Source organism: Chryseotalea sp. WA131a (genome assembly GCA_025370075.1).
In the GTDB taxonomy this organism is placed as follows: Bacteria; Bacteroidota; Bacteroidia; order Cytophagales; family Cyclobacteriaceae; genus ELB16-189.
Map to the genome: position 1 here is coordinate 4,601,743 of CP073016.1, position 22,045 is coordinate 4,623,787.

At 40.7% G+C, this 22,045-nt stretch carries 23 protein-coding genes; 16 read left to right on the plus strand and 7 right to left on the minus strand.

The features are described 5' to 3' along the window. Positions 1–159: 159 nt before the first annotated feature. Entirely contained in the window at positions 160–486 is a 327-nt protein-coding gene (locus KA713_21220; protein ID UXE66919.1) for a nucleotide pyrophosphohydrolase, read from the plus strand. A 20-nt stretch (positions 487–506) separates the two neighbouring features. On the opposite strand, the gene KA713_21225 is transcribed toward KA713_21220, so the two are convergent. The 4 genes from KA713_21225 to KA713_21240 form a co-directional block, all read right to left on the minus strand. Further along, entirely contained in the window at positions 507–833 is a 327-nt protein-coding gene (locus KA713_21225) for a hypothetical protein (GenBank protein UXE66920.1), read from the minus strand. Positions 834–917: 84 nt separating this feature from the next. Beyond that, positions 918–1,454: an IS630 family transposase gene (locus tag KA713_21230; protein ID UXE66921.1), complete on the minus strand. Its 537-nt coding sequence runs from the start codon at positions 1,452–1,454 to the stop codon at positions 918–920. Further along, complete coding sequence (locus KA713_21235; GenBank protein UXE66922.1) at positions 1,435–1,956, minus strand: transposase; 522 nt, start codon at positions 1,954–1,956, stop codon at positions 1,435–1,437. Before KA713_21235 ends, KA713_21230 begins: the two co-directional genes overlap by 20 nt. A gap of 120 nt (positions 1,957–2,076) precedes the next feature. Then, positions 2,077–2,346, minus strand: coding sequence for a hypothetical protein (locus KA713_21240; GenBank protein ID UXE66923.1), 270 nt, complete (start codon positions 2,344–2,346; stop codon positions 2,077–2,079). Positions 2,347–2,562: 216 nt separating this feature from the next. Here KA713_21240 and KA713_21245 point away from each other — a divergent pair, with 216 nt between their 5' ends. Together KA713_21245 and KA713_21250 are read left to right on the plus strand one after the other, a co-directional pair. Then, a complete protein-coding gene (locus tag KA713_21245) occupies positions 2,563–3,600 on the plus strand; it encodes a histidine kinase (GenBank protein ID UXE66924.1) in 1,038 nt (345 codons plus the stop codon). 1 nt (position 3,601) lies between these two features. Then, the gene (locus tag KA713_21250; protein ID UXE66925.1) at positions 3,602–4,303 is read left to right on the plus strand and encodes a response regulator transcription factor; all 702 of its coding nucleotides are present in this window, start codon (positions 3,602–3,604) and stop codon (positions 4,301–4,303) included. A 4-nt stretch (positions 4,304–4,307) separates the two neighbouring features. On the opposite strand, the gene KA713_21255 is transcribed toward KA713_21250, so the two are convergent. Both KA713_21255 and gcvT read right to left on the minus strand, forming a co-directional pair. Beyond that, on the minus strand, positions 4,308–5,009 hold the full coding sequence (locus tag KA713_21255) for a 2-phosphosulfolactate phosphatase (protein ID UXE66926.1): 702 nt from the start codon (positions 5,007–5,009) through the stop codon (positions 4,308–4,310). A gap of 106 nt (positions 5,010–5,115) precedes the next feature. Beyond that, the gene (gene gcvT / locus KA713_21260; GenBank protein UXE66927.1) at positions 5,116–6,198 is read right to left on the minus strand and encodes a glycine cleavage system aminomethyltransferase GcvT; all 1,083 of its coding nucleotides are present in this window, start codon (positions 6,196–6,198) and stop codon (positions 5,116–5,118) included. A gap of 242 nt (positions 6,199–6,440) precedes the next feature. Here gcvT and radC point away from each other — a divergent pair, with 242 nt between their 5' ends. Then, a complete protein-coding gene (radC, locus tag KA713_21265) occupies positions 6,441–7,136 on the plus strand; it encodes a DNA repair protein RadC (protein ID UXE69216.1) in 696 nt (231 codons plus the stop codon). A 35-nt stretch (positions 7,137–7,171) separates the two neighbouring features. Continuing rightward, positions 7,172–7,789: a DUF1684 domain-containing protein gene (locus KA713_21270; GenBank protein ID UXE66928.1), complete on the plus strand. Its 618-nt coding sequence runs from the start codon at positions 7,172–7,174 to the stop codon at positions 7,787–7,789. Between the two features lie 33 nt (positions 7,790–7,822). On the opposite strand, the gene KA713_21275 is transcribed toward KA713_21270, so the two are convergent. Continuing rightward, a complete protein-coding gene (locus KA713_21275; GenBank protein ID UXE66929.1) occupies positions 7,823–8,425 on the minus strand; it encodes a hypothetical protein in 603 nt (200 codons plus the stop codon). Positions 8,426–8,912: 487 nt separating this feature from the next. On the opposite strand from KA713_21275, the gene lepA reads away from it, so the two are divergent. From lepA to KA713_21330, 11 genes are all read left to right on the plus strand, one after another. After that, positions 8,913–10,697, plus strand: coding sequence for a translation elongation factor 4 (gene lepA, locus KA713_21280; protein ID UXE69217.1), 1,785 nt, complete (start codon positions 8,913–8,915; stop codon positions 10,695–10,697). Between the two features lie 25 nt (positions 10,698–10,722). Continuing rightward, positions 10,723–10,968, plus strand: coding sequence for a hypothetical protein (locus tag KA713_21285; protein ID UXE66930.1), 246 nt, complete (start codon positions 10,723–10,725; stop codon positions 10,966–10,968). A gap of 1 nt (position 10,969) precedes the next feature. Further along, positions 10,970–11,323 carry a hypothetical protein gene (locus KA713_21290; GenBank protein UXE66931.1) on the plus strand — a complete coding sequence of 118 codons (354 nt, stop codon included), beginning with the start codon at positions 10,970–10,972 and terminating at the stop codon, positions 11,321–11,323. Next, positions 11,320–12,213 carry a bifunctional 5,10-methylenetetrahydrofolate dehydrogenase/5,10-methenyltetrahydrofolate cyclohydrolase gene (locus KA713_21295; protein UXE66932.1) on the plus strand — a complete coding sequence of 298 codons (894 nt, stop codon included), beginning with the start codon at positions 11,320–11,322 and terminating at the stop codon, positions 12,211–12,213. Before KA713_21290 ends, KA713_21295 begins: the two co-directional genes overlap by 4 nt. A 128-nt stretch (positions 12,214–12,341) precedes the next feature. After that, positions 12,342–12,923: a 7-carboxy-7-deazaguanine synthase QueE gene (locus KA713_21300; protein UXE69218.1), complete on the plus strand. Its 582-nt coding sequence runs from the start codon at positions 12,342–12,344 to the stop codon at positions 12,921–12,923. A 96-nt stretch (positions 12,924–13,019) separates the two neighbouring features. After that, positions 13,020–13,982 (plus strand): aminodeoxychorismate synthase component I, encoded by a 963-nt coding sequence (locus tag KA713_21305; GenBank protein UXE66933.1) that lies wholly within the window; start codon positions 13,020–13,022, stop codon positions 13,980–13,982. Next, positions 13,966–14,562 carry an aminotransferase class IV gene (locus KA713_21310; protein ID UXE66934.1) on the plus strand — a complete coding sequence of 199 codons (597 nt, stop codon included), beginning with the start codon at positions 13,966–13,968 and terminating at the stop codon, positions 14,560–14,562. The genes KA713_21305 and KA713_21310 overlap by 17 nt, the downstream gene beginning before the upstream one ends. Next, the gene (locus tag KA713_21315; GenBank protein ID UXE66935.1) at positions 14,559–16,490 is read left to right on the plus strand and encodes an OmpA family protein; all 1,932 of its coding nucleotides are present in this window, start codon (positions 14,559–14,561) and stop codon (positions 16,488–16,490) included. The genes KA713_21310 and KA713_21315 overlap by 4 nt, the downstream gene beginning before the upstream one ends. 120 nt (positions 16,491–16,610) lie before the next feature. Then, positions 16,611–19,889: a TonB-dependent receptor gene (locus KA713_21320; protein UXE66936.1), complete on the plus strand. Its 3,279-nt coding sequence runs from the start codon at positions 16,611–16,613 to the stop codon at positions 19,887–19,889. A 10-nt stretch (positions 19,890–19,899) separates the two neighbouring features. Further along, positions 19,900–21,267, plus strand: coding sequence for a RagB/SusD family nutrient uptake outer membrane protein (locus KA713_21325; GenBank protein UXE66937.1), 1,368 nt, complete (start codon positions 19,900–19,902; stop codon positions 21,265–21,267). Between the two features lie 66 nt (positions 21,268–21,333). After that, complete coding sequence (locus tag KA713_21330) at positions 21,334–22,038, plus strand: hypothetical protein (protein UXE66938.1); 705 nt, start codon at positions 21,334–21,336, stop codon at positions 22,036–22,038. Positions 22,039–22,045: the final 7 nt, after the last annotated feature.

Here is a 22,045-nt window from a genome sequence, read left to right on the forward strand (position 1 = left end):
TGCATGCTTTAAGATAATTTTCGTTTGTATATTATTTAAAAGTAGTTATGTGACAAGCGCACTATGTTTATCAGCCAATAACTTAACTTCATTTTAATCCTAAACTAAATTTTTGCTATTTTGTACAGCGGGTTTAGTGCAACTACTTAAAACTATCTAATGACTTTACAAGATACCCAAACCCAAGTAGACCAATGGATAAAAACCCATGGTGTTCGCTACTTTAATGAACTTACCAACATGGCCATGCTCACCGAAGAAGTAGGGGAGGTGGCGCGCATCATTGCGAGAAGGTACGGAGAGCAATCTGAAAAGGAATCCGACAAAGGCAAAGACCTTGGCGATGAAATGGCCGATGTGCTTTGGGTGCTGATTTGTTTGGCCAACCAAACCGGAGTGGATTTAACGGAGGCATTTAGGAAAAACTTGGAGAAGAAGACGCAGCGGGATAAAGAGCGGCATCACAATAATCTTAAACTAAAATAGTTTCCAATTTTAAGAAGTTTCTAAATCTTTCGGTAGGTCGCTATTAGCGAGAAAATAATACCCGTTAAGGTGATGCTTGAAGTGATCAGTAGTGATAGTAAATCGATTAACAACGGTTTTTCATTCTTTTCTATGTATGCAAAAACAAAAAAGAAAGAAAAAAATAACGCAAAACATGCCAATGCAATCAACAAATTTCTTACCGCACTTTTTATCGAAATGTCTGACTTGAGGATATTCAGTTTGGCGGTGCGAACCCAAAAAAAAGTGAATAGCAGTATAATCAATAAGACCGAAAGCAAGAAGAAATTGACTTGGTTTAGGTTCATTCTAATTTCTTCTTGCATAACTGGCTTTTTCCGATTTGAGTCTAGTTTTTCTTAATGATAGATAAAGCAATATAGGATACCAGACTAATTATACATAGCGACTTAAATAATGCAGCATAATTTATGTATTGTTTCATTTGGCTTTCCCCACTCTTTCATTTGTTTTTTTATAATTAACTCTACTTCGCCCAGTGTGGAGAAATATTTATTGTGGGTACATTTCCTGCGTGTTATCTTCCAAACCCGCTCAATATTGTTTAGATCGGGACTGTATGGTGGCAAAAACATTAGGCCGATTTTATCCTGGTTTTCCGATAGCCACGACTTCAACAAAATAGCATGGTGATATCTTGCGTTGTCCAGAACCACGATCAATTTCTTCCCGCGTTTTCTTGTCTTGAGGACTTTTTTTAAGAACGCCAAAAAGGTCATTGCGTTGAACACTTTGGTTAGCATTGTTGTCATCTGTCCAGTACTTGCACTTACCACCCCGAAAAGTGATATGGTTTTCCGTGTGGGGGCATGAAGCAAAACGGGGTCTTTATCTTCGGGCGGAAACCACATTTTGCACCTTGAACCATGCTGCTGAAAATGACATTCATCCTCAAAACGCAAATCGTTATTTTTGTTTATTGCCATCAAAAGGAGTTTTTTTAAAAGCCTTTTTGGCTTTTGGGTCTCCATTTGCAATTAGTGGGCGCGGCTTTCGTAGTCGAAATCCCATCGAATTAAATATCCGTTGGCATTGACGGACGCCCAGTTCAACCTTATACTTTTTTTTAAGGTGGGCGGACATCAACTTACCATCCCAAAAATTCTGTCCATAAGAAAAATCGACAGGGCTTTTGCGTAAGTCATCACCTAATTGTTGCCATTGCTTCTCGCTTAGACTACCAGGCCGACCTGACTTTCCTCCTTCTGCCAAACCAGAAAACCCTTTGCTGTTAAAACTTTTTACCCATCTCTGAATAGTAGTAGGGGATTGACCAAACAATTCTCCCACGGTATAACAATCATAGCCGTTAAGAACCAACAATAAACCGTGTAGCCTATGATCGTACTTGGAATCATCCGATCTGTGTATCTCCTGTTGGATGGCTATGTGCATGTTCTTGTCGTCTTTAATAAATAACCGTTTCATTTGTCTTCATTTTTAGTTTGTTGAAAACAAAGATAACAATTTAATAATTATACTGCATTACTTATGTCGCTGTGTATAAATAGACAATAAGTCCGTAGAGGGTTGAAATCACAGCAACTCTCATTCCTCCAAAAAAATGTTGTATGAAACCATTTCTTTTGCATTCTCCAACCAACGAAACGCTTCAAACAATCCTATTAACGTAGAAAATGCTCCCCAAGCAACAGCAAACCCACCAACATGCTTTAATGCTTGCAACGCTTTTTCGTTCATGGTCTGTTTGGTGGTGTGTGAAAAGATTAAATAGCCGATCAACGCGAGGTTGATAATAGCTGCCAAATCGATCACATACATGAACATGTCGCCTCCTTCTGTGTGTAACTGTAACATAAGTTTAAAGTTTAGTTTTTGTTTTTATGGAAGCAAGTATAACTTGATTTCTATTTGAAAAAGTTTATTGTCGACCAACCCATTAAAGAAGGTTGGAAACATACCATTGACGATACTTTATGGCGAATCCCCTTCGTAAATTGTCGAAAAGGACAGAACCAGTGAAGAATGGAGTTGTTTCTTTAAATTGTTTCTGATTTTGAATATCTATGCGAAATGGCAGCTCCCATTAGTTTGTTGCATTCAATCAATTCTAAAAATCGTTGGGTCGTTCGCATGGCTTTTTGGGTTTTTGTATTGGTGTTCTATTCATTGCTTTTTGCGCAAGGTTCAAATCAATTTTGGCATACAGTTCTTTTTGTCGGATTGTTGATGCCCGTTACTATTTCAGCTACTTATCTCTTAAATTATTTCTTGGTGCCTACTTATTTGTTGCGCAGCAGGTATGCATCGTTCGCTCTTTATTTTGTTTATACCTTGGTGGGTGCATTGTTTTTTGAAATGTGGATTGTGGTGCTGACATTTATTGTAGTGGCCGAGTTGAACATAAAGGCCATGAGCCCGGGGTCGATTAATCTTACTTTTTTGCTTACCTCTTTGTTGATGATTGTTTTTCTTGGGGTAGCCTTAAAGATGCTTTCGCATTGGCAAAAATCAAAAGACGATTACAATCATCTGATGCGCGACAAAATAGAAGCAGAGTTGAAGTTTCTAAAGGTTCAACTGAATCCACACTTTCTCTTCAACACGTTAAACAACCTCTATTATTTAAGTATCGAAAAATCGGATCAAACACCCAAAGCGATTTTAGCGTTAAGCGAAATGCTGGATTATGTTTTGCACGAGGGCAAATCGCAATTCGTTTTGCTTTCGCGAGAAGTGATGCAATTGACAAATTATATTGAGCTGGAGAAATTGCGCTATGGAAATCGATTGGTGGTCGAGTTAACGACCAATGGTAATTTGGAGTCGGTCACCATTCCACCTATGATGTTGATTACGCTGGTGGAAAATTCTTTTAAGCATGGTGCAATGCCTACAGCCGATAATTCTTGGATAAAGATTACGGTTAGTAATTCAGATGTGTTAAGAGTTGAAATTCGGAATAGTTGGAAGAGGATTGCGATGGGCGAGGGCATTGGTCTCGCCAATATCAAAAGCCAATTGGAAATACTTTTCCCACAAAAGCACTCTTTGGAAATTGATAGTAGTCATTCGAATGAATTTGGTGTAGTTTTAATCATTAAGCCGTAACATGAAGTTCAAGTATTTAATTATTGATGATGAACCCTTTGCTCGCAAGTTGATTTATTCGCATACATCAAAAATAGAGGGGTTGGAGTTAGTGGCCGAATGCAGCCACGCTATTGAGGCCAATAATTATTTACAAAAACATGCAATTGATTTGCTGTTCCTCGATATTCAAATGCCGGAGATGACAGGCTTGCAATTGATGGACACACTGCGTAGGCCACCTGCGGTGATCATCACTACTGCCCATCGCGATTTTGCCCCCGAAGCGTTTACCATCGATGCGATCGATTATTTATTGAAGCCCATTGCATTTGAACGATTGTTAAAAGCGGTAAACAAGTTTTTTAATTCTCGACAATCGCAATCAAGTCCGGTTTCGTTGGCAAACGAATTCATTTATGTGAAGGCCGATCGGAAAATGAATAAGATACTGGTCAGCGATATTTTGTATGTCGAGAGTTTGGATGACTATGTAAAAATTCACCAACTCAATTCAATATTGATGGTGAAAGAAAACATTAGTCAATTGGAGGAAAAACTTAGCAAATATCTTTTTGTAAGAATTCACCGCTCGTTTTTGGTTTCATCCAAAGTGATCAAGTCCATTTCGGCAGAAGGTGTTGAGGTGGGAAATAAAGTCCTTCCGTTTGGTCGAGCCTTTAAGAATGGTGCGATGGCTTTGTTGGGTATCGATCAGAAATAAAAAGCTAAATCGTGATTACGCCATTCTTCAGCCGCGGCAAAACATTGTATTTATCAACAGTTAGGCAAAACTCAAAATCTTCGTGAATATTCAGGCGGTTCAACCGCTTTATATGCGATGACTCACCTAAAAACCCTGACATGTTATCTTTTGCTAGGTTATACAAATGGCGCGCAGCCAATGGCGCATCGCAATCGGGCCCGAGGTAATCTTTTAGTTTTTCAACTACTGCGCCTGCAAATAGCGTGTCTTCTAAATTTACCCGTCCTTTCCAGCCCGCGCAAACAATCAATACACTGTTTTCTCCTAATAATAGATTTTTCACAACAGCCGTAAGATTTAAAAACGAACCAATAATTACTTGCTTCGCGTCCTTCGATTTCTCAATTGCTTGCGTGCCGTTGGTGGTGGTAAATGCGATTTTCAACCCGCGCACTTCATCACCCATGTATTCAAAAGGAGAATTGCCTTTGTCGAATCCTTCCACTTTTTTTCCTTCGCGTTCGCCCGAGGTAACAAATCCGCGGGTTTTCATTTTCCTGCATTCGTCCAGATCGGCAAAAGGCATAATGCTTTCGGCACCATTCGCCAATGCAGTAACCATGCAAGAAGTAGCACGAAGAATATCGACTACCACTACTGTTCTATCCTTCACATTGTAAAGGTGCATCAGTTCGGGACTTAGGCAAACGTCAATTGTTTTCATAGGCTAATTTGAAAATGAGTTGATTTGAAAATTTGAAAATTGAAGCACACAGCTTGTAAGAAGTCCATTTTCAAATTGGCTAATTTTCAAATCTTCAAATTGATAGTTAGATCAAGGGTAATTTTGATACTAATGCTTTTAAAGAACGTCCCCTCACATCCACAAATATCTCTGTCCCCACTTTTGTATTAGCAGTTGTTACATATCCTAACCCAATGCCAATTCCTAACATGGGCGATTGCGTGCCAGATGTTACTTTGCCAATCACATTTCCTGCGGCATCTTTCAGTTGATAGTCGTGGCGCGGAATGCCCTTGTCAATCATTTTAAACCCAACCAATTTTTTGGTCACACCAGTCTCCTTTTGTTTTTGCAAGTTGACCGAATTGGTAAACTCTTTCGTGAACTTGGTTACCCAGCCCAAGCCAGCTTCCAAAGGTGAAGTCGTGTCGTCAATATCATTTCCATACAAACAGAAACCCATTTCTAATCGAAGGGTATCACGCGCACCCAAGCCGATCGGTTTGATGTTCTCATCTTTGCCCGCCTCAAAAATGGCGTTCCACACTTTTTCGGCCGATGCCTTGTTCACATAAATTTCAAAACCTCCTGCACCGGTGTAGCCCATCTTAGCCAGCATTACATCACGTTCACCAGCAAATTCGCCAACGATAAAATGATAATACCCAACAGCAGATAGATTGATCGATGTTAACTTTTGCAATACACTTTCCGCTTTCGGGCCTTGCACGGCAAAAAGGCAAGTATCATCCGAAATATTTTTCATCTCCACACCTTTTGTATTGAACTTCGCAATCCAATTCCAATCCTTTTCGATATTGCTGGCATTCACCACCAACAAATAATCGTTGTCTTTGATTTTATAAACCGTTATGTCATCCACAATCCCGCCCGTTTCGTTGGGCAAGCACGAGTATTGCACCTGGCCATCTGTCAACTTACTGGCATCGTTGCTTGTTACGCGCTGAATCAGATCCAATGCGTTCGGTCCCTTCAATGTAAACTCGCCCATGTGGCTCACATCAAACACACCCACTCCATTGCGCACCGCCATGTGCTCTTCAATGTCGGATGAATAGCGCACTGGCATGTTAAACCCCGCAAAGGGTACCATTTTAGCGCCTAGTTTTTCATGCACATGATTGAGGGGTACTTGTTTTGTTTCCATATGATTGATGCAGTAGATTTTGAGAAGTGCAAAAATAGCCATTGAAAAGCAGAGTTCTGCTTCCCGACAATCCGTTTCATTAAATTATTTTGGTGGCTTGCTGTTAAACCGCAAAGAACGCAAAGAATCGAGGAGGAGGTTGATTGCCCAAAACCGTAGTCTCTGCGATCCTCCGCGTCCTCTGCGGTTTCAAAAATCTGATAACTTTTCTTCATCAAAACACTAAATTGCAGACTGTGAAAATACAAGAATCCAAACCCCTCAACATCAAAGATTGGTCGCCCGAAGATAGGCCGCGCGAAAAGCTTTTGATGAAAGGCACGTCAGCACTTTCGGATGCTGAGTTGATTGCGATCCTCATTGGCTCGGGTACGGCCAATGCCAGCGCGGTGGAAGTCTCCAAAAAAATTTTGCAACACGGAGGCAATAACCTGAACGACCTTGCCAAACTTTCTGTAAAAGAGTTGATGAAAGTAAAGGGCATAGGCGAAGCCAAAGCTATTACCATTGTGGCCGCACTTGAGCTGGGCCGGAGGCGCAAAGAAGTAGATATAGACGAGAAGCCGAAGATTGCTTCTTCCAAAGATGCCTACCATTTGTTGAGCGGAGATTTAATCGATTTACCACACGAAGAATTTTGGGTGCTGCTGGTGAACCGCGCTCATCGAGTTATTAAAAAGAAGCGTATAAGCGAAGGCGGAGTCTCAGGCACAGTTGCCGATCCGAAAATTATTTTCAAAATGGCGCTGGAAGAGTTGGCGAGTGGTGTGGTGGTGGCACACAATCACCCGTCTGGAAATCTACAACCCAGTCAAAGCGATATTGACCTGACAAAAAAACTTAAGGAAGCTGGAAAATTTTTAGAAGTGCAGTTGCTCGATCATTTGATTATTGCGGGCAATAAGTATTATAGTTTTACAGATGAGGGAGTTGTTTAGCACCACGTCACCAATGACGAGTAAAGTAGATTATTATGAAACCAAAAACTATTATCATCATTGCTGCATTTGCGTTGCTGTCCACAATCGTTTACTATTCGATGAAAGGGGGCGAATCGCCAGAGGTGTATGCCCAAGGCATTTCGAAAGAGCGCGAAGAAAAAGAGTTGTTTATGAAAAGCGATGCCGGCTCGCCTTTTGTGAGCGATTCCATTCCTTACGCCAAGCTCAACTATTTTGAACCCGATATGAAATACCGAGTCAATGCCAACTTAGTGCCTGTTGAAAACAAAAAGATAGTTCTTCTGCCCACCAGCGATGGCGAAGAAAAACAATACAAAGAATATGCGTATGCCGAATTCTCGCTTGACGGAGAAAAAAATAAATTGTTGATTTTGGAAATTTTAGATGTTGGCCCTTACCGTGGCACCTTGTTTTTGGCTTTTGCCGATGCCACCAGCGCCAACGAAACCTACGGTGCCGGCCGCTACCTCGACTTAAAAAAAGTACCGGGCGCCACTACTGTTACGTTAGATTTCAACAAGGCCTACAATCCATATTGCGCCTACTCCGATAAATTCTCCTGCCCGTTTCCACCAAAAGAAAATGTTTTGAAGGTGGCCGTGCGGGCGGGGGAGAAGAGTTTTCATTAATTGAATTGTCGCATCGATAGCCAAGTATTTCTATTAATTCTTCATTACACTGATTTGAAACTTCAAAGGGTTACTCCATGTGATGTTTCGCTTTGTTTGATCCTTTGAACCTATTTTTAACAAACCACTTGGTTTTGTAGGGTTGTTGATAATACCAACCTTCGTTTCCAATAAAACACTTTTATAGGTGCAGTCAGAACATGCGAGATCGAATTTTACAGACTTTACAAGAAGGCCTTCAAATTCTTTTTTCCCGTTTGGTGGAATGACAAATGCAGTCGGGTGATTCTTATCACATGGCCAAACATCGAACTTGATGTATTTGTTGTTTGTTACAAAATCATCAGTCCAAGAGCAACTCATCATCCATACCATCAGTGTATCATGAGAATCATTACTCAGAGCGATTCCTACTTTAAAAAACTGTTGCTCAATAGAATCTACCTTGACTTTTGGATATTGTTCAAAAAGATTGTGGTAGTAACTCTTATGAAATTTAAGCGTGTATTGGTTGAGGGTTTTTATCTCGATTTTTAAAGGCGTATATTCTATTTGTGTGAACGCCAAGGAAGGAGCAAGCACAAAAAGCAGGTTACAAATTAGAATACCTATAAAATGTTTCGAGTTACTCGTCATTATTGATTTAGCTTGATTTTTTCCTTTAGTAATAATAGTGAAAATAGTCCGCAAACAACTTGGATGCAAGCATAGCGAAATGATTTGTTTGGTCTGAAGTCACTTTAATCCATTACTCTTTCCTGTATGATCGGCTAGGGATTGCAGCGGAAATCCTTTTGCCTGCTAGGGGACTGGCTTGGGTGGCAAAAGATTGAAGCGAAAAGCCCGGCCCTTGCGCTCCGCCCTCAAGCGGAACGCAAGGGAAGCCGCCAAAAGACTTACCAAAACCGAAAATGATTTGTCCCTGCTAGTCGCTGGGCAGGAATTTGTGAGTTTTGAGTGGTGATTTTTGATTTGGGCTACGCTACCAAACTAGGTGCAAGCATGTAAATCTAGAATCACAAGTCACCCATCAAAAATCCCAAATCTTGCCAAAAAGCGTTTCCCATCGCTAGGGTCTAATCACTATATTTGCCTTTTAAAACTGTAAGATAGAATGACGGGCATGGAGAACATCCGCAATTTTTGCATCATCGCACACATTGACCATGGTAAAAGTACATTGGCCGATAGGCTGTTGGAGTTTACGGGCACGCTGAACAACCGCCAAATGCAGGCGCAAGTACTTGATAATATGGACTTGGAGCGTGAAAAAGGTATCACCATCAAGGCGCACGCCATTCAGATGATGTATAATTTTGAAGGCGTTGAATACACCCTCAACCTGATCGATACACCCGGCCACGTTGACTTTTCATACGAGGTGTCGCGGTCGATTGCCGCGTGCGAAGGCGCGCTGTTGATTGTAGATGCCGCGCAAGGCATTCAGGCGCAGACGATTTCAAATTTGTATTTGGCGCTTGAGCATAACTTAGAGATTATACCCATCTTAAATAAAATCGATTTGCCCGCGGCCATGCCTGAGATTGTGACTGACCAAATTGTGGATTTGATTGGCTGCGACCCTTCGGTGGTGTTGAAGGCAAGTGCCAAAGAGGGCAAAGGCATTGAAGAAATTTTGGCGGCCGTGGTGAAGCGTGTGCCAGCCCCCAAAGGCGACCCGAAGGCTCCGTTGCAAGCGATGATTTTTGATTTGGTGTTCAACTCGTTTCGGGGCATTGAAGTGTACTACCGCATCTTCAACGGTACCATGCGCAAAAACGATCAGCTTCGTTTTGTGAACGCGGGCAAAGAATATGGCGCGGATGAAATTGGTGTATTGAAATTGGATAAACATCCTCGCCAAGAATTGAGTGCGGGCAATGTGGGCTACTTGATTTCAGGAATAAAAGTGGCGAAGGAAGTGAAGGTAGGTGATACGATTACATTGGTCTCCAACCCAGGCGAAGCACTACAGGGTTTTGAAGAAGTAAAGCCGATGGTGTTTGCGGGTATTTATCCCGTGGACACGATTGAGTTTGAAGAGCTGCGTGCCTCGATGGAAAAGTTGCAACTCAACGATGCCTCATTGGTATGGGAACCAGAAACGTCTGCTGCCTTGGGTTTTGGTTTCCGCTGCGGATTTTTAGGAATGCTGCACATGGAAATCATCCAAGAAAGATTGGAGCGCGAGTTTAATATGACAGTGATAACAACCGTGCCTACTGTGCAGTTCAAGGCAAGGTTGACGAATGGAAAAATGATTGAAATCAACGCGCCCTCTGAAATGCCCGACCCCACCACCATGGATTATATTGAAGAACCGTTCATTGCTGCGCAGATCATCAGCAAGTCAGAATTTATTGGCGCGATCATCGGGTTATGCATGGACAAGCGCGGGATTATCAAAAACCAAGTGTACTTAACTTCTGACCGGGTAGAGCTTTCCTTTGAAATGCCGCTGTCGGAAATTGTATTTGACTTTTTCGACAAACTGAAATCCATTTCACGTGGCTATGCTTCGTTGGATTATCAATTGATTGGTTTCCGCGAAAGCGACATGGTGAAACTGGATGTAATGTTGAATGGTGATAAAGTGGATGCACTTTCAGCGATTGTGCACCGCGCCAAATCGTATGAATGGGGAAGGAAGCTGTGCGAAAAATTGAAGGAATTGATTCCACGCCAGATGTTTGAGATTGCCATTCAGGCCAGTATCGGGCAAAAAATTATTGCGCGCGAGACGGTGAGCGCCATTCGCAAAAACGTGTTGGCCAAATGTTATGGTGGTGATATTTCGCGGAAGAGGAAGTTGTTGGAGAAACAGAAGAAAGGAAAGAAGCGCATGCGGCAGGTAGGCAACGTGGAGATTCCACAAGAGGCGTTTATGGCCGTGTTGAAGATTGAGTAATTTGAAAATTTGAAAATGTTATCGTATGGAGCGAAATTACGATGAGGAGCTTGCGGAATTGACAATCCAAGTTGTCGGGCTGCAAGATAAGTTTGATGAGATGAAAAGCAAAGAGGTGCTCACGACTAAAAGAGTAGCTAAACTTGAGAATAGAGTTGAATTTCTTCACAACAAAGTCGATTCTTTGAAGATTGCTTTTGATGAATACATCGCATTTCAGTCGCGTTTAAATAGCAACTTCCAAGACTATATGAACCGAAATCCCAAATAAAATGGAAAAAAAGAGACACTTTAAAAGCACCAAGGAGATGCTCGATTTTTTAAGGGCAAGGTGGAAACGTTTTGAAGCTTCGACAAAGAAGGAAGATGAAAAGCTAGAAAAGGAAAAGAAAGCGTGGGAAGAGTATGAACGTTCGTATGATTTGGAGCTTGAGAAAAAGAAACACGAAGATTTTCTTAAAAGAATCAGGAAAGTAATTCGTGAGCAAAAAGCACTTGCTGAAAAGGCGGAAAGAATAATGATGAGGCAGGCAGAAAGGAGCAGTCAATCAAAACTAAAAAAGTACAAACTGAAATCAGGTGAATCAATAGCCGCTGAGCCTTTGGTAAAATACAAAAAGAAATGAGTGCTGTGGTAGATACAACGTATACATTAATTGACGGCAAAAAAGTAGCTGCCGATATCAAGGCAGAAATTTCTGTCAAAGTTGCCGAGCGTAAAAGCTTAGGTAAGAAGATTCCGCACCTCGCCATTATTTTAGTGGGCGATGATGGAGCTAGTCAGACCTACGTAGATCACAAAGTGAAAGCATGCAAAGAAGTGGGCTTTCATTATACGATGATGCGCTTTGCCGATACCATCAGCGAGGAGAAGTTGATGAAACACATCGACCATGTGAACGATGACGAAGACGTGGACGGATTTATTGTGCAATTGCCATTGCCGGTTCATATTTCGGTTGAACGAATTACAGAAAAAATTAGATCAGACAAAGACGTAGATGGGTTTACCAACCATAATTTTGGTAGCATCATTTCTAAAAATCCATTGTTGATGCCCGCCACGCCTTTTGGGGTAATGGAATTATTGCGCAGATACAACATCGAAACCGAAGGAAAAAATTGTGTGATTGTGGGGGCGAGTAGGCTGGTAGGTGCTCCGTTGAGTATGATGCTAGTGGAGCAGGGCCGAGCAACGGTTACGATCTGCCATAAGTTTACGAAAGACTTAGCCTCGTGGACAAAGCAAGCAGATATTTTAGTAGTCGCAGTGGGCAAGCCCGGCTTGGTTACAGCCGATATGGTGAAACACGGTGCCGTGGTGATTGACGTGGGCACTACCCGTGTGGAAGGCCCGCAGTATAAAAGTGGTTATTCCTTGAAGGGCGATGTTGAGTTTAAAGAAGTGGCTGCAAAGGCTTCGTACATTACGCCAGTACCTGGTGGTGTGGGTCCCATGACAATTGCTTCGTTGTTGATGAATACACTGAAGGCTGCAGAGAACTTGAATCCTTGATTTAATTTTAGAATTAAGATGTTTGAATTACGATTTAGCGAGGTAAGGAAACAACATAGAATAATCATTGGGTGAAGCAGCAAATCTCACATCTCACATCTCACATCTCACCTCTCACGTTGCCTGTGATGGAACATTTCTACACCATTCAGGGAGAAGGCTTTCATCAGGGTTCGGCTGCCTATTTCATTCGTTTGGCAGGATGTAAAGTTCGGTGCGTTTGGTGCGATGTAAAAGATAGTTGGGAGGAAGGTGCTTATCCAAGTTTCGAAACCAACAACATTGCTTCATGGGCGAAAGAAAGCAAAAGCAAGATAGCCGTGGTGACGGGAGGTGAGCCATCGATGCACGATTTGGAATCACTCACTAATGAATTGCATCAAGCTGGAGTACGAACACATATTGAAACTTCTGGTGCCTATGAGCTAACAGGTAATTGGGACTGGATATGTTTTTCTCCGAAGAAGTTTTTACATCCTCATCCTTCCGTTCCTGCTCAAGCTCATGAACTAAAAGTGGTAATCTTTCATAAAAGTGATTTTGAATGGGCAGAAGAATATGCGGCCAAAGTAAATTCAACTTGTTATCTTTATCTGCAACCGGAATGGTCAAAGGAAAAACAAATGTTGCCCATGATCATTGAGTATGTAAAAAAAAATCCGCAATGGCGCATTTCATTGCAGGTGCATAAGTATATGGAGATTCCATAGTCGGATGGAATATAGGAGTTAGGAGCTGAATGTGAAGGGATCCAACCAGAAAAGAAACAATCATAAATCAAAATTCACCAATCAAAAATCGTACGATTGACGAATTTCATTTCAACCGTAAACAATTGGTCTCAAAAGAGAATACCCTTTCTTTTTTTAATTGACTTTGAATTGCAAAAACCACTTGCCATTAAGTTGAGCGATGTAAACCCAGCGGAAATCCTTTATGAGGTGAATGGATTTACAAATGCAGGTTGCTCAGGTAATTTTGAAAAAGAATCACTTGAATTCAAAAAGAATCCGATTTCACTTACTGACTATCAACTAAAATTTAGTAAAGTAATGCGTGCGCTTCGGCAAGGCGACTCTTATCTTGCCAACCTCACCATTCAAACCCCGATTCAAATTAATCGAACACTGCAAGATTTGTTTTTTCAGGCAAAGGCAAAATACAAATTGTGTTATCGGAATCAATTTTTGGTTTTTTCACCGGAGTCATTTATAAAAATTCAGAATGGCATCATCTCCTCTTTCCCCATGAAGGGAACGATTGATGCTTCGCTACCCAACGCGAAGGAAATCATTTTAGATAATCCGAAGGAAAAATCAGAACACGTCACTATTGTAGATTTGATTCGCAACGATTTGAGTTTAGTGGCCACCGATGTTACGGTCTCTCGCTTTCGCTATGTAGAGGAATTGAAAACCACGGATAGAAATCTTTTGCAAGTGAGTTCAGAAATCACAGGTAAACTGAATACGGACTTTTCGTTTGGAAATTTGTTGATGGGCCTTTTGCCAGCGGGCTCTATCAGCGGGGCACCGAAACGAAAAACAGTTGAAATCATTCGAGATGCAGAAGGCGAGCCGCGCGGTTATTTTACAGGGGTATTTGGTATTTTTGATGGAATAAATGTGGATAGTGGAGTGATGATTCGCTATATCGAGAATACACCAAACGGTTTTGTTTATCGGAGCGGGGGTGGGATTACCGCTCAAAGCGATTTAGTACAAGAGTATCAAGAAGCCATCGATAAAGTGTATGCCCCAGTTTATTGAATCCATTAAATTGTTGGACGGTCAATTTTATCATCTTCCACAGCATGAAGAGAGAAGGCGAAAAACGTTGTTGCACTATTTTGGGATGGGCCCGCAGCTTACGCTATCCCAGATTTTGAAGAGGGAGTTGATTCCTTTCACAGGTTTGTACAAATGCCGTGTTGTGTATAATGAAGATAGTCAGTTCGTAGAATTTATACCGTATACTGCCAATCAAATTTTTTCGTTGAAGGTTGTGCAAGATGATTCCATTGACTATTCATTTAAATTTGAAAACAGGAAGCGGTTAAAAGAATTGTTTGAACTTCGAGGCAGTTGTGATGATATCATTATTGTTAAAAACGGATGTATTACCGATGCCTCGTATGCCAACGTAGTTTTCAAAAGAAAGAATGAGTGGATTACGCCAAAGACGTATCTTTTAAATGGCACGATGCGCCAACAATTAATAAAGGATAACATGATTGTAGAGGAGGAAATTCGAGAAAAGGATATTCCTAAATTTGAGAGCGTGAAGCTGATTAACTCCATGCTTGGATTTGACGGAGTTGAGCTACCCATCACCAATATTTTTTCATGAAAAGAAAGAGCCTTGATATTGTTTTGTGCGTTTGTGCCTGCCTGCCGGTAAGACAGGCCTTCGTGATAATTTTATTATTGTTTCCGCTTTATTCCAATGCCCAAACCCTTTCCACCAAATCAAAAAGAGCAATTGAGTACTACACCCAGGCTGATAACTTTCGCGTACGAGGCCAATTAACAGAAGCTATTGCTTTGTTAAATCAAGCTATTGAAAAAGATAGAAAGTTTGAAGAAGCGCATTTTCGTATAGGGCTTACCTATCGGAGTGCGGGTGAGTTGAATAAATCCAATCAATCGCTAGAGAATGGAATGGCACTCACCACCAACCCCATCAAACTGAAAAACTATTTCTATTTATTGGCAGAGGGCTTTTTGCGCGTAGGCAATTACTCCAAGTCACTTGCGTTAGCCACTCGTTTTTTGACAAGTGAGAAGTTTGATAAAAAGAAAATACTTCAGGTAGAAGTATGGAAAAAACAAAGTCAATATTCGCTGGATAATGCCGATCGAAAATTTGATTATCAAATAAAACCCTTGAGCGATACGGTCAATTCATTTCCAACACAATATTTTCCAACCATAACGCCTGACGAAAACGAGCTGATTTTTACAGTCAGTTTTGGAATGACCGCCAGCGATAACGAAGAGATTTTCATTACCAAAAAATCAGAAAACGGAAGTTGGGGAAAACCAATTCCCATATCCAATCAAATCAACACGAATTTTCGCGAAGGCGCATCAACTATTTCCGCAGATGGCAGGTTGCTTATTTTTACTATTTGTGGATATCAAGGCTGCGATTTGTATCAAAGCACGAAGTTGGGAAGCTATTGGAGCAAGCCTGCAAGTTTGGGAACTAATGTCAATTCTAATGGCTGGGACGCACAGCCAGCGCTCTCAGCCGATGGTAATTTGCTGTTCTTCGTATCTAGTAGAAGCGGAGGATTCGGAGGTTATGATATTTGGTATTCTACCCGAAATGAAGACGGCACTTGGGCAAAAGCTGTTAATGCAGGCAAGACCATTAATACTGCGTTTGATGAGTTGGCACCTTTCATTCATTCCAATGGGTTGAATTTGTATTTTGCTTCCAACGGGCTGCCTGGATTTGGTGGCTACGATATTTATATGTCTGAAAGAGTCGATTTTGGCTGGAAAGATCCAATAAATTTAGGTCAACCGCTGAACGATTTTACAGATCAATATTCTTTTGTGGTGAACGGAAAAGGCGATTTCGCTTACTATTCCAAAGAACAGGGAAAGGGTAGCAAAATATATTCCACCACCATTCCTGCTCAATTGCAAATAAAGCGAAAGAGCAACATCGTAAGAGGAATAGTGGTCGATGCCACAACCAAAAATCCATTGAAGGCGAAAATTGAATTGCACGATCTGTCTGCCAATAAATTGATTTCAACCTTTACCTCTGATTCCACTTCTGGGTCTTATTTATTTGTTTTGCCGAGCCAATCGGACTATGCCGTTCATGCCAATAGTGCGGGATACCTATTTGCAAGTTTAAATTTTAATGTAGCTGACGAGACTTCAGAAAAGATTGTTAACCTAGAACTTCCTCCTATCGCTAAAAATGCTGAAGTAACCCTAAAAAATATTTTCTTTGAATTTGATAAATATGAATTGAGTGAGAAGTCTACAGTCGAATTAGAAGAAGTAAGAAACTTCTTAAAAGTAAATCCCATGCTACGAGTTGAGATTGGTGGGCATAGCGATAATGTAGGTTCTGAAAAATACAATCAACAACTTTCTGAAAAGAGAGCACAAGAAGTATTTAACCATTTAATATTGTCTGGTATTCCAAAAACTCAACTAGCGTTTAAGGGGTATGGATCATCAAAGCCAGTTGCAAACAATAATTCAGAAGAGAGCAGAGCTCTGAATAGGCGAATTTCGTTTATTATTTTATAGAAAACATTGAACAAATTAAACAAACGTTAGTTTTTTATTTAATTTTACCTTGATTATTTGGTAGCAATACTATCAAATTGTACATTTCTGCCCCTATTAAATAAATTAAAATAATAAACTATGAGAAAAAATCTACTAAAAGTGGTTTTTGCGTTTCTCTTTGCTACCCTGTCAATTATGACTTGGGCGCAAGAGAGAACGATTACGGGTAAGGTGACGTCTTCGGATGATGGAAGTACCTTACCAGGTGTTAATGTGGTGGTTAAAGGCTCCACCAATGGAACTGTAACTGATTCTGAAGGCCGCTTCTCTCTTTCTGTCTCTCCAGGAAGCACATTGGTTCTTTCTTTCATTGGATTAAAGACTCAAGAAATAGAAGTTGGTGAAAGAACAGTTATTGATGTTCAAATGGCCAATGATGTAACTCAACTTTCAGAGGTTATAGTTGTAGCCTACGGAACCCAAGAAAAGAAGACAATTACAGGTTCGGTAGCCTCAGTTAATTCTGAAGCGTTTAAAAATCAACCAGTGACTGGTTTAGATCAGGCAATGCAAGGAAGGATGGCTGGCGTTCAGGTTACACAAAATTCAGGTACTCCTGGTAGCGGTATTGCCGTTAGAGTAAGAGGTTCCAGCTCTATTACCGGTAGTAATGAGCCTCTATACGTTGTTGATGGTGTTCCAATCAATACTGGAAGCTATTCCAATATTGGGGTAGGAAACCAACAAACTAGTGCAATTAACGATATTAACCCTAATGATATTGCTTCCATTGAAGTTTTGAAAGATGCAGCTGCTTCAGCACTTTATGGGTCACGGGCCGCTAATGGTGTTGTTCTGATTACAACGAAAAGAGGTTCTTCTGGAAATAAGACAAAGATTAGCTTCAACTATTATGGTGGAGTACAAGAGACTTGGAAGAGACTAACACCCCTTACTGGACCTCAGTTTGTTGATGCCCTAGCTGATGGGCTCGTTAGCCGCTTCGGAATAGGAAATGGAACTGCTGCTGCACCAGCAGGTTTAGAGAATGCAGATGGTACAGTAACAACCGGTAGCATTTTTGGCTCTGGATCCCAAACTTGGTTGAACAAAAATCATTTGGCTTCTTGGTTTTGGGCAGGCAACTCAAATTTTTCTGTTGACGCGAATGGAAGAGCGGTAGTTGCTCGATCCGGAACGCCATTAGAAGTACGCGATGCAAACTTCTTTTTGGATCCCTCAACTTCGCCTAGTACAAATTGGCAAAATGAAGTTTTTCGTTCAGCGCCAATAGCTAATTATGAACTGTCGGCTCAAGGGGGTAATGATAAAACGAAATTTGCCGTTTCAGGGAATTACTTCAATCAACTGGGAATTGTTAAGGGTTCTGGCTTTGAAAGAATGTCAGGGAGAATAAATTTGGATCATGCGATTAGTGACAAGTTTAGCATTGGGACTAATACAGCATTCACCAGCTCTATAAATAACCGTATTAATAATGATAACAATATTTTTGGTGTGGTTTCTGGTGCGATATTGATGGCACCAGATGTGCCTAAATATTTAGCGAGTGGCCTTTATGGAAGAGACCCATCCTCTACGGTGGATAACCCTTTAGCTTCTGCCTTAGAGCCGACAAATAAAGCTGTAAGCAACAGGTTGCTTACAGGTGCTTTTGCACAATATGAATTTATTCCTGGGTTAAACTTTAAGACTTCAATATCCCTTGATTATCTCTATTTCAGAGAGCAACGTTTCTTGCCTACAACTACGAACCAAGGGTTAAGTACAAATGGCCAAGGAAATGCAAATACATCGCAGGACGTGAACTGGATTAATGAGAATGTGTTAACTTATCGGAAGGCTTTTAACCAAGTTCATAATTTTTCGGCTCTGCTTGGAACCAGCTTCCAAGAATCTAACTTCAGTAACATACAAGCCTCGGCAACTGGCTTTCCTGGCAATGACATTCGTCAAGTTTTTGCTGGAGCAGTTAAAACCGATGCCCAATCATCTGCCACTAGTTGGGCTATTCGCTCCGGATTCACTCGCCTTAGCTATGACTTTAAAGGGAAATACTTCTTTACAGGTAGCTTCCGAGTGGACGAATCATCACGCTTTGCTCAGAATAATCGTACCGGCTATTTTCCTTCGTTTTCCGGAGGATGGAGGATTAAAGAAGAGTCATTTATGGATGGCCTAACCTTCATCAGCGAATTGAAACTGCGTGGTAGTTATGGAATTACCGGTAATCAAGAGATTGGTAATTTTAATTACTTAGCTTTATTTGGTTCAGGCTCTCCAGCTAATGCAACTGGTGGAAGTAACTTTAACCAAATTGGTGGATTTGCCCCAGTGCAATTGCCAAATCCAAACTTAACTTGGGAAAAAACAGCTCAAACTGACATCGGTATCGATATTGGATTGATAAAGTCACGTCTGAATATCAGCGTTGATTATTACATCAAAACGACCACAGACCTATTGTTGACAAGACCGGTTCCTGGTGTTTCTGGCTTCGCTACGTATTCTCAAAACATTGGAGAAATGGAGAATAAAGGTTTTGAGGTAGTTATAAGCGCTACTCCAATATCCTCAAATAGTGGTTTAGTTTGGAATTCTGATTTTAACATATCTTTCAATAGAAATAAAATTGTTTCACTTGGAGCAGATGTTGCGCCCTTTGCTGCTGGTTTTGCAAGTTGGGTTACTCCAGGTGAACCAATTGGGGCATTTAGAGGCTTCAAGGTGGTTGATTTGATTAGAACTCAAGAGCAATTGAATAATTTGAATGCTGGATCACCAAATGGTGTATATCAATCAACCGCAACTAGAGTCGGAGATATTCAGTTTGAAGATGTCACTGGTGACGGCCGAGTAACCGGAGATGACCAAAAGATTTTAGGAAATGCGCAGCCAGATTTTATTGGAGGATGGACAAACACACTTCGCTACAAGGGTTTTGATTTTTCTGCCTTTTTTCAATTTGTCTCTGGCAATAAGATTTACAACAATACGAGAGCATTTTCTGAAGGTATGAATAGTATTTTTGGTAGCACTGAGGCTGTTCTAAGAAGATGGACACCCACCAACACAAATACAAATGTCCCAAGAGCCATTAATGGTGATGCTCCAAATAATAGAAGGACATCTGACCGTTGGTTAGAGGATGGATCTTTTGTTAGATTAAAGAATGTGGTGTTTGGTTATACTTTGCCTGCATCTTTAACTTCTAAAATGAAAATTAGCTCTTTGCGAGTTTATTTTTCAGGACAAAATTTACTGACTTGGACAAACTATTCTGGTCTAGATCCAGAGGTAAATACCTTTAGCGGTAGCAATATTGCGCTAGGGACTGACTTCTTAACATTCCCACAGGCTCGAGTTTATACATTTGGAGTGAACATTGGATTTTAATTGAAAAAATATGAAAAGACTTATTAAAATTTCCCTGGTGTCGACTTTGGCAATTATACTTTCAAATTGCTCAGTAGTAGAAGATCAGAATCCCCAGAATTTTCTTCCCTCTAACACCGCATTTTCAAATGCAGCCGGGGCGAGAGCCGCATTAACTGGTGCTTATGATGCAATACAATCAACCAACTACTATGGTCGGTTGTATTTGATTTTTCCTGATTTGCATGGAACAACCAATTTACGTTGGACGGGAACCTTCGCCACTTGGGCGGCCATTGGCAATAGGGGCATATTGGCAGATAATACTGACGTTACTGCGATGTGGCTGCAAATTTATCAAGCAATTAATAGAGCTAATCAAATTATTGATAAAGTTCCCGCAATTACAGATCCTGCTTTAACTGATAAAAATGGCATTTTAGGTGAAGCCTACTTCTTGAGAGCATTCCACTACTTTAACTTAGTTCGTTACTGGGGAGGAGTACCTTTGAAGCTTACACCTACAGATGAAGCAAACATTTCAGCTTTACAATTGCCAAGAAGTAGCATAACAGAAGTATATGCACAAATCTTAGCCGATTTAGGTCAAGCTATCACCTTAGGCTCTGCTGCCACAAATAGATTTAGGGCGCGTGCTAATGCCTTTAGGGCTCTTAAGGCTAGAGTTCACCTCTATAGATCGTCTCCTGGCATTGCTTTGGCAAACGAGTGGGATTTAGCAATCTCAGAGGCTACAGATGCTGGAGCCACTTTACCTGTGCCTGCTACCTCATTGGTAACTCCTTTTTCGGCCTTGTTCTCTGTTAAGAATACAGTTGAGTCAATCTGGGAGATTCCATTTGATCCAGTGGATAATAACTCAATTGCTTTTCACTTATTGCCAGCTGCAAACGGTGGACGCAATGAGGCTAGGCCCACAACCGGTCTTCAAGGAATCTATGCAACAAATGACACTAGGCGTATAACCACAGGTTCGGTCGATGCAAGTTTGAAATACTTCAGACCTCAAACCAATGATGACAATGTTATTGTCTTCAGAAATGCTGAGATGTATTTGATCAGAGCAGAAGCAATGGTCGAAAGAAATACGGGCACAGATTTAGCTGACGCGGTCACTATTGTTAATGCATTACGCACACGTGCCACTCTTCCAGCTTATTCAGGGACGGTAAATCAGGCATCACTTAGAGATGAAGTATTTAATCAACGTAGAGCAGAACTAGCTCTTGAAGGTCATTACTTTTTTGATATTGTGAGGACGAACCGAGTTGCTGGTATATTGACAAGTCCAGTTTGGGATCCTAATCAAGCTGTATTGCCAATACCTCAAAGGGAGATTTTTGCGAGCCCAGGTTTAGTTCAAAACCCCGGGTATTGATGTGTTAATTTGTTTTTAGAAAAAAAGAGGTTGGTAAAATCCAACCTCTTTTCTTTACTTTGAATTATGAAACCTCAACTCTTCTTATTGCTTTTATTGATTGGTAAAACTGTTTTTGGGCAGGGTGTGGAGTCACAAACCAATATTAACCAATTAGGTGCAACTAATGACCCGACCCAAATGGTTCGGCAATTCGATAATCGTTATCAAGGGATAAAAGGAAGCCCGTTGTTTTGGGATGGGTATGTTTCTGGTGTTTTAAAGTTTAAAGATGGAAGGATTTACAGAGTAAAGTCTTTGAACTATGATTTAGTGGATGATTCATTTATCTATAAACTGGAATCTGACAATCGGGTGTTGGTATTAAAGAATGCGGAAACTTTTAAAGCTGATTCTTCATTATGCCCAGAGGATTTTTGTTTTTTCAAAAGATTCGATTTCTCAAATTCAGAAGCACCTTCAGGATATTTTGCAGTATTGGCAGAAGGGCGAAATTTTTTTTTGTGTAAAATTTCTAAAACCATACTTAAGGCTGATTTTAAGGGGGCATATAGCGCTAATCAGAATATGGATAGATTTATTGAGGAGAGGCGATTTTATATTGTAGACCCTGATGGAAAAATTTCTTTATTTAAAAATTCACAGAAATCCGTTACCGAACTTTTTCCATTGAATAAGAATCTGATAAAGGATTTGATTTCAAAGAATAACTATAAGCTAAAGAATCCAAGAGATTTAATAAGTCTTTTAGAATCAATAAAAAATCTTTAGTAACTAA

Coding starts and splice junctions, on each gene's coding strand:
- KA713_21330 (UXE66938.1), top strand. CDS start 21,334: ATGAAACCTCAACTCTTCTTATTGCTTTTATTGATTGGTAAAACTGTT.
- KA713_21315 (UXE66935.1), top strand. CDS start 14,559: ATGAAAAGAAAGAGCCTTGATATTGTTTTGTGCGTTTGTGCCTGCCTG.
- KA713_21325 (UXE66937.1), top strand. CDS start 19,900: ATGAAAAGACTTATTAAAATTTCCCTGGTGTCGACTTTGGCAATTATA.
- KA713_21250 (UXE66925.1), top strand. CDS start 3,602: ATGAAGTTCAAGTATTTAATTATTGATGATGAACCCTTTGCTCGCAAG.
- KA713_21300 (UXE69218.1), top strand. CDS start 12,342: ATGGAACATTTCTACACCATTCAGGGAGAAGGCTTTCATCAGGGTTCG.
- KA713_21235 (UXE66922.1), bottom strand. CDS start 1,956: ATGAAACGGTTATTTATTAAAGACGACAAGAACATGCACATAGCCATC.
- KA713_21320 (UXE66936.1), top strand. CDS start 16,611: ATGAGAAAAAATCTACTAAAAGTGGTTTTTGCGTTTCTCTTTGCTACC.
- KA713_21275 (UXE66929.1), bottom strand. CDS start 8,425: ATGACGAGTAACTCGAAACATTTTATAGGTATTCTAATTTGTAACCTG.
- KA713_21255 (UXE66926.1), bottom strand. CDS start 5,009: ATGAAAACAATTGACGTTTGCCTAAGTCCCGAACTGATGCACCTTTAC.
- KA713_21240 (UXE66923.1), bottom strand. CDS start 2,346: ATGTTACAGTTACACACAGAAGGAGGCGACATGTTCATGTATGTGATC.
- KA713_21285 (UXE66930.1), top strand. CDS start 10,723: ATGGAGCGAAATTACGATGAGGAGCTTGCGGAATTGACAATCCAAGTT.
- KA713_21245 (UXE66924.1), top strand. CDS start 2,563: ATGGCAGCTCCCATTAGTTTGTTGCATTCAATCAATTCTAAAAATCGT.
- KA713_21220 (UXE66919.1), top strand. CDS start 160: ATGACTTTACAAGATACCCAAACCCAAGTAGACCAATGGATAAAAACC.
- KA713_21230 (UXE66921.1), bottom strand. CDS start 1,454: ATGGCAATAAACAAAAATAACGATTTGCGTTTTGAGGATGAATGTCAT.
- lepA (UXE69217.1), top strand. CDS start 8,913: ATGGAGAACATCCGCAATTTTTGCATCATCGCACACATTGACCATGGT.
- gcvT (UXE66927.1), bottom strand. CDS start 6,198: ATGGAAACAAAACAAGTACCCCTCAATCATGTGCATGAAAAACTAGGC.
- KA713_21295 (UXE66932.1), top strand. CDS start 11,320: ATGAGTGCTGTGGTAGATACAACGTATACATTAATTGACGGCAAAAAA.
- KA713_21310 (UXE66934.1), top strand. CDS start 13,966: ATGCCCCAGTTTATTGAATCCATTAAATTGTTGGACGGTCAATTTTAT.
- KA713_21290 (UXE66931.1), top strand. CDS start 10,970: ATGGAAAAAAAGAGACACTTTAAAAGCACCAAGGAGATGCTCGATTTT.
- KA713_21225 (UXE66920.1), bottom strand. CDS start 833: ATGCAAGAAGAAATTAGAATGAACCTAAACCAAGTCAATTTCTTCTTG.
- KA713_21270 (UXE66928.1), top strand. CDS start 7,172: ATGAAACCAAAAACTATTATCATCATTGCTGCATTTGCGTTGCTGTCC.